Source organism: Xanthobacter sp. BG11Y11_SDJG, from assembly GCF_057364445.1.
Genome location: NZ_JBNFNU010000408.1, coordinates 1 through 3,753 on the forward strand (window position 1 = coordinate 1; position 3,753 = coordinate 3,753).

5 protein-coding genes are annotated in these 3,753 nt (G+C 70.2%); all 5 read right to left on the minus strand.

Annotated elements, in window-relative coordinates; translation table 11 throughout:
- A partial coding sequence (locus AC2W7M_RS21785) for a protein-disulfide reductase DsbD domain-containing protein (RefSeq protein WP_486134861.1) occupies window positions 1-576 on the minus strand: 576 nt, incomplete at its 3' end.
- Between the two features lie 249 nt (window positions 577-825).
- Complete coding sequence (locus AC2W7M_RS21790; protein ID WP_486134863.1) at window positions 826-1,812, minus strand: IclR family transcriptional regulator; 987 nt, start codon at window positions 1,810-1,812, stop codon at window positions 826-828.
- A gap of 41 nt (window positions 1,813-1,853) precedes the next feature.
- Window positions 1,854-2,261, minus strand: a complete 408-nt coding sequence (locus tag AC2W7M_RS21795; RefSeq protein ID WP_486134869.1) for an acyl-CoA dehydrogenase family protein — start codon at window positions 2,259-2,261, stop codon at window positions 1,854-1,856.
- Window positions 2,162-3,037 carry an acyl-CoA dehydrogenase family protein gene (locus AC2W7M_RS21800; protein WP_486134865.1) on the minus strand — a complete coding sequence of 292 codons (876 nt, stop codon included), beginning with the start codon at window positions 3,035-3,037 and terminating at the stop codon, window positions 2,162-2,164. The genes AC2W7M_RS21795 and AC2W7M_RS21800 overlap by 100 nt, the downstream gene beginning before the upstream one ends.
- A gap of 58 nt (window positions 3,038-3,095) precedes the next feature.
- Window positions 3,096-3,753: SDR family NAD(P)-dependent oxidoreductase (locus AC2W7M_RS21805; protein WP_486134867.1), on the minus strand; the 658-nt coding region annotated here is incomplete at its 5' end.

The following is a 3,753-nucleotide window of genomic DNA, read 5'->3' on the forward strand; positions in this document are numbered from 1 at the left end:
GCGGCGATGCCGGGCGCGGGCGGCGCCGGCGCGTCGGCCACGGGCAGAGCGAGGGTGAATTTTGCCCTCCTCGGGAATGCATTCCTTCTCGCACACCAGCCAGCTCGCCTCGGCCGACACGGTGAAGGTGTCGCCGGGCTTGAGGGTCTGCGGCACGCTCACGGCGATGGGAAACACCACCTCGCCGCCATAGCCGAAGCTCGTCACCGGCCCGACGGCGAAGCGGTCCGGTCCAGGCCATTGGATCTCGCCGGCCCGGGCGCCCTCGGGCAGAGCGAGGGCGATCTCCGGCGGCGTGCCGGCATCGCCGGGATTCTTCCAGTAGGTGTGCCAGCCTGGCGCGAGCGCCTGGCGCAGGCCGATCCGCACGTCCTGGCCCGGCACGACATGGGCGGCGTCGGCGATCAGCGTGACGGCAGCGCGGGGGCTGGTGACGGCGGCGCTTTCCTGCGCTTGGGCCGGGCCGGCTCCAAGGAGAGCGGTCAAAGCGAAGGCGAGGCCGGCCCCGAGCCGCGCGCCCGCGCGCCATGACCGAAGCCCCTGCCGCCGCACGTTCCGCTGTCCGCTGAGCCGCATGCCGCCACCTTTCGCGCACTGCCGGTCACCTACCGCCTGCCGGCGGTGCGATCGGTCGGCGGACCATACGTAAAGTCAAACCCGGCCGCAGCGCACAATCGCCGGCGCGCCCACCCGCTTGCGGTGGGGGGAGGTCCGGAAGCATCTGAATTTTTCTTTTATCTTCAAATAATTGGATTCAACGGCGCGGGGCGGCGTTTGGCATGCACAATGGCGTGAGCGCAAGCGGGGCCGTTCCCTCGCGGCCGTTCAGTCGGCGACGGTCTTTCGGGCCGCCGCGGCGCGCGGCTTCTTGCCTTGGCCGGCCACCACTGCAAGCGCCGGAGCCTTCGTGGGCGCGCCGACCGGTGCCGTGATCCGCGACTTTGTCGCTTCCTTTGTCGCTTTCTTGGCCGGTCCGTTGGCGTGTCCCTTGGCCGGACCCTTCGCCGCCGCCTTGCGGGGCTCGCGCGCGGGGGCCTCGTCGTCTTCCGCCGCCAGAGCGTCCTCCGCCGCGACGGGCGCCACCTTCGAGGTCCCCATCATGGCGGAGATGGAGGCGCCGGCGGTGAGCATGATCTGCGTGAACTCGTCGATGCGCGGGTCCATGCGCACGCTCGGCCCGGTGACGGACAGCGAGTAGTGCACCTCGTCATTGATGTCGAAGATCGGCACCGAGATGGCGGTGACGCCGGGAATGCGCTGGCCCGAGGTGCAGGAATAGCCGAGCCGCCGGATCTCCGCGAGCGCCGCCTTGAGCGCCTTGGCGTCCACCTTCTCCTTGGTCTGGGCATACGCGAGGATGGCGTCGATCTCGGTGTCGCCGGCATAGGCGAGCAGCAGGCGCGCCGTCGCACCGTAGAGCAGGCTCACATGCTCGCCCGGCCGCACGATGGTCATCAGCGGAGAGGGCGTGTCCACCACGTCGACGCAGATGCGCTCCACGCCCGAGCGGATGTTCAGCGTGACCGTCTCGCCGGTGAGCCGGCAGACCTCGGCCATGGTGGGGCGCGCCGCTTCGCGGATGCCGAGCGTGCTCTTCACCAGGCCGGCGAGGCGCAGGATCTTCAGCGACAGGCAGTAGCGCTGGTTCTCGAGCCGGACCAGGAAGCCGCCGCGCACCAGCGTGTTGACGAGCCGGAACGTGGTGGCCTTCGGCATGCCGATGCGCTCGCCGATCTCCTGCAAGGAGAGGCTCTGATGCTGGGCGTCGAACGCATCGAAGATGGCCAGCGCCCGTCCTACCGCTCGGATCATGTGGTTCCCCTGCCGTCCCCTGCCGCCGTTGCGCTCCGCGCCTATTCCGCCGCCGCCTGGTGCCGCGCCTCGGGCCTCAGAGCGTTGAGCCCGGTCAGCTCGCGCCCGAGGATCAAGGTGAGAATCTCGTTGGTCCCGTCCGGGATCGGTAGCATGCGCACGTCGCGGTAGAGCCGCTCCAGCCCGGTCTCCTCCGCCACCCCCATGGCGCCGTGCACCTGCATGGCCAAAGACACGGCCTCCGCGCATGCGGTGGTGGCATATCTCTTTGCCATGGCCGACGCCCCGTCGGCCGGTGCGCCGTCGTCGATGAGCGCCAGCGCGCGATAGCAGAGGAGGCGGCTGGTTGTCACGGCGGTTGCAATGTCGGCGAGCCGGCTCTGCACCAGCTGCTTGCGGCCGATGGGCTCGCCGAACTGGCGCCGCACCCCGGCATATGCCACCGCCAGATCGAGCGCCTTCTGCGCCATGTGCACGGCGCTGAGCCCGAGCAGCGGCCGGTTGCCCACCCAGGTCCCCTGGAGGATGCGCGCGGCATCGCCGCTCTGGCCGAGCAGGTTGCGCTCCGGCACCCGGCAGTCGGCGAGCGAAATCTCGGACAGATGCCCCTGCTTGAAGCCCAGAACCGGGATTCCCGCGCCTCGTAGGGCGAGACGTCGCGCTCGATCAGCACGCGCTGCATCACGCCCGGCCGTCCGGCATCCTGGCCGGCGAGGCAGGTGGCGATCATCAGATCGCTGATGGTGCCGTTGGTGATCCACATCTTCGCGCCCGACACCACATAGCCGTCGCCGCTCGGCGTGATGCGGGTGGCGATGCCGCGCGGGTCGGAGCCGGTATTGGGCTCGGTGGAGCCGGTGCAGCCGATCTTGCGGCCGGCGATCAGTTCCGGCAGCAGGTGCTCGGCATGGGCGGCGCCGCCCTCGGCATGGAGCCGGGCGATGGTGCATTCGTGCGAGATGAGCGAGATGGCGATCACCGGCGGCAGCTGCTCGAAGCACAGGCCGTAGTCCAGCATGCGCATCTCGCCGCCGCCGGCGGACGCCGGCAGGCGCGGCGCGGTGAGGCCCATGCGGGCGAGCGCGGCGAATATCTCCAGCATCACCGCCTTGGGCAGCGGCGTATCCGGATTGTGGGCGGCGAGCCTCGGCTCGATCTCGGCGCGCACCATGCGGCGCACCTGATCCTGGAGCAGCGCCTGTTCCTCGCTGAGCTTGAAATCCATGGTCCGATGATCCTTGAACGCTTCATCCCGCGGTGGTCTTGGTCTTGTTTTTTGGTGCTCACGGCATCACGAAGCCGCCGTTCACGCTCAGCACCTGGCCGGTGATCCAGCCGGCCTCCGCGCTGGCGAGGAAGGCGATGGCGGCGCCGATGTCCTGCGGCTCGCCGATCCGCCCCGTGGGGTAGAGCTTGAGCACGCTCTTCTGCCGGCGGGCGTACTTCTCCTCGCCCATCTGCTCCAGCATCTGCGCCTCGCGCGCCTGGCGCAGCGGCGTGTTGGTGGCGCCGGGGGAGACCACGTTGAGCGTCACGCCCTTGCCGCCCACCTCCTGCGCCACCGACTTCACCAGCGCGATCACCCCCGCCTTGGCCGCCGCATAATAGGACAGGCGCGCCTGGCCGATCCGCGCCGAATCGGAGGCAAGGCACACGACGCGGCCATAGCCGCGCGCGACCATGCCCGGCAGCACCGCGTGCAGGCCCAGCATGGGCCCGTCGAGGCACACGCTCAGCATCCGCTTCCAGTCCGCCGGCGTCGAGTCCAGGAACAGCTTGTCGTCCAGCACCGCGGCGCTGTTGACGAAGATGGAGAGCGGCCCGAGCGCGCCCTCCGCCTTCGCCACCATGGCGGCGACGTCCTCCGGCTTGGGTGATGTCGCAGCCGATGCCGATGGCGCCGGGCAGCTTGGCGGCGGCGGCCTCGGCCGCCGCGGCGTC